This is a genomic window from Kribbella albertanoniae (assembly GCF_004348455.1).
GTDB lineage: Bacteria > Actinomycetota > Actinomycetes > Propionibacteriales > Kribbellaceae > Kribbella > Kribbella albertanoniae.
On the sequence record NZ_SMKA01000465.1, the window covers coordinates 1 to 2990 of the forward strand.

Annotated in this window: 2 protein-coding genes; one reads left to right on the plus strand and one right to left on the minus strand. The window is 68.6% G+C overall.

Features of this window, described 5'->3' with window-relative positions; genetic code table 11:
* Nucleotides 1-193: hypothetical protein (locus E1261_RS46740; RefSeq protein WP_238176841.1), on the plus strand; the 193-nt coding region annotated here is incomplete at its 5' end.
* 1447 nt (nucleotides 194-1640) lie between these two features.
* Here E1261_RS46740 and E1261_RS44105 read toward each other — a convergent pair.
* Complete coding sequence (locus E1261_RS44105) at nucleotides 1641-2426, minus strand: class I SAM-dependent methyltransferase (protein ID WP_165952863.1); 786 nt, start codon at nucleotides 2424-2426, stop codon at nucleotides 1641-1643.
* Nucleotides 2427-2990 lie beyond the last annotated feature (564 nt).

Genomic DNA, 2990 nt, shown 5'->3' on the forward strand with positions numbered 1-2990 from the left:
GCCGTCTGGTGGGCATGCCCCCCATCGCGTGGGTACACCCACCAAACGGGAGGTTCCCACCCCGGAATTTCGGGCGGGCACCCCGCACCCGGTGGGTGGAGCCATCAAACGGCGCGGGTACGGCGGGCTGCTGGCCGGCGTGCAGGTGGGTCGGGTGTACTGCAGTCACCTGCTGGGGACCTCGGACATCTGATCGCGTGTCCGGAGTCCCCACTAGGTGTACGCGGTTCGGCCGCCCGACTGGTTACTGCCTCGCCGGACAAACCGCGTACAGCCCTCAACGCGCGACGCGGCTTGCCCACTCACCTGGGGGGTTGCCCACTGAAAATATCGATGTGCAACCCCCCAACTGAGGGGATATCCGGCTGTTCTGCTGGATGTGTGGGTTCTTGTACGGCGGGGGGTGGTGGCGGTGCGCTGGGATGCGGCCGGTCTCGTCCGGCGGTGGTTGCTCGCCGCTGCGGCCGGCGTTACCGAGGAGATGTGGCTGGGCGGGTGCCTGGCTGGGCGGGATGGCGGGCCTGTCTGCAGCTGACCCGCCACGGTGGTTTGAGGCAGATCGCACTCGTCGGGGTGCTGTACACGGCTGTCCGGCATGGCTGGGGAGTCGTACCCCCCGAAGACGACCGGTAGAACTCCCCAACCCCCGCAAGAACCAGCCAACGGCCGACCGCGTACACCAACTGGGGACCCCGGACACCCGACCAGATGTCCCAGGTCCCCACCACGTGACCGCAGTACACCCCGCCCACCTGCACGTCGGACAGCAGAGCGCCGTACCCACAACGTCCGAAAGAACCGCACACCCCGCCCTCCGGATCCTCGGACGCTATTCCCAACTCGGGGCTAACGTCCGAAGGATCCGCACACCCCGGCCTCCGGATCGTCGGACGCTATTCCCAGCTCGGGGCTAACGTCCGAAGGAACCGCACACCCCGCCCTCCGGATCATCGGACGTAAACGCAGCCCGGGCTAACGTCCGAAGGATCCGAGGGCGTGGTCTCCGGATCTTCGGACGTTGTGACGGGCAATCACCCACACATCGGACAGGAGAACCGGATGTCCGCTCGGATGAGGGTTCGCGCACGAGGGCCGGGGCAGGCTCCTCGGTGTGGAGGCGAGGCGAGCAGTTACCGGGGGCGTGAACAGGAACTGGTGGGCCGAGACACGGAATAACCTGTTCAAGCCCCCAACCAGGTCTGCAAACCCCCGCGAAGTGGCTCGACTCGGCCGCGGCCCCACCCCTCCGGCGATCCCCCGGCCGGTTTCAGCTGACTGGAGCTTCGGCGGGGCAGGACTGTGGCTGACGTGCTGACGAGGCCGGCGACCGCAACCCGCCCGGGCGCTCGGGCTGCCGTTGGTTGATACCGCGGTCACCAACTGGGGACAGTGGACACCAGACCCCGTGTGCGTGGTCCCCGGTAGGTGTACGAGGTCGAGCGGCTCGGCCGCATGGCTGGAGCTGACGGGCTGTGGTTGCTGCTGGCAGCGGGTGTGCGGACTGTCCCTACCGTGCTGCCTGAAACCGATGGCCCCGACAGTCCCCCGCCACTCGATACACCGGCACCACTCGCCGAGCCTCCGCGTTGGCAGACCGAGGCCAACGTGAGGCGTACCTGGTCCTGACAGTGCTCGGGGTGTCAGATCTCCGTGAAAGCCGCTGGAGTGGGCCGTCCCCAGACCACCGACGCGGTGATGGGGAGGCTGAGCTGGCCGTCCCGCTCGTACTCGCGGACCACCGCGGCCACCTTGTCGTCGAAGCGGGCGGCTTCGTCGGCCGACATCAACTCCCGGGCCAGCGATGCGGTGGAGTGAAACTGTTCGATGTAGTCGCGCGCCGGTTGGGTGAATTCCACCGGCTCGGTCTCGCACCGGCCGTGGATGTCGAACAGGCCTTGCTCGGCCAGCGCGTCCGGGAGTGAGAAACCAGGGTCGTACGTCGAGTTGCGGGTGTGCGCGACGATCACCTCGACCAGCGCGTCCCGCCACGGAAGTTGGTGGTATCGCTGGTCGACGACGGCCAGTACGGCGTTCGGCGCGAGGAGCCGTTCGATCCCGGCCAAGGTGGTGGTCGGGTCCATCCAGTGCAGGCTGGCGCCGGCGGTGACCAGGCCGTAGGGCCCGCGTGCGGTCATCCGCTCGGCCGGCTCCACCAGCCACACCAGGTTGCTCCTTTGCCCGCCGGGGCGGCGACGTCCGGCATCCACCATCGCTGCGGAGATTTCCACCGCGTCGACCCGGTCGACCCGCTCGGCAAGGGGGCGGGCCAGCGCGCCGTCGCCGGCCCCGATGTCGAGCACTGCTTTGGGTTCGACGATCAGCTTTTCCAGCAGGTCGAACAGCTCGGCGGGGTACGGCGGGCGGTGCGCATACGCCGAGGCCACACCGGCGTGCTGGAACGACGAAGCCAGGTGGCGACCGGACATGACGACCTCCGTAGTGAGTACCCGCTTACTGCGCATCAACGGATTCAGTAGATGCTCTGGCAACCCCACCACGTTTCGCCCAGTTCCGACAGGACACCCCGGACGCCCAGCCCATCACAACCAAGTTCTCCCAACCGCCCCACGCCTGAACGCAACTGCTGCCGTGCAGTTGTGATGGCGTGGCGGTCCGCGCGGGCGCATCGCCCGATCGCCCCGACGGACGTGCGATCGTTCCCGGTGGACCCGCAAGGCCACCGGTGGACGCGCAGCCGCTGGCGGACGTGCAGGCGCCGGCGAGCGCGGTACCGGTGCACTCGCAGACGGATGCTGGTGCACTCGCGGGCGCCGACGGACCCCTGTCGCCCTCGCAGGCACCGGTGGACCCCTGTCGCCCTCGCAAGCACCGGTGGACGCGCAGTCGCTGGCGGACGCGGCGGGCGCCGGTCGACTCGCCGGGTGCCGGTGAGCTCGCGGGCGCCGGTGGACTTATGGCGTGGGTGGCTTGAGGCGTGGTGGCTTACAGGGTGGGGTTACGGGGTGGTGAGGGTGGCTACTGTCTCTTAT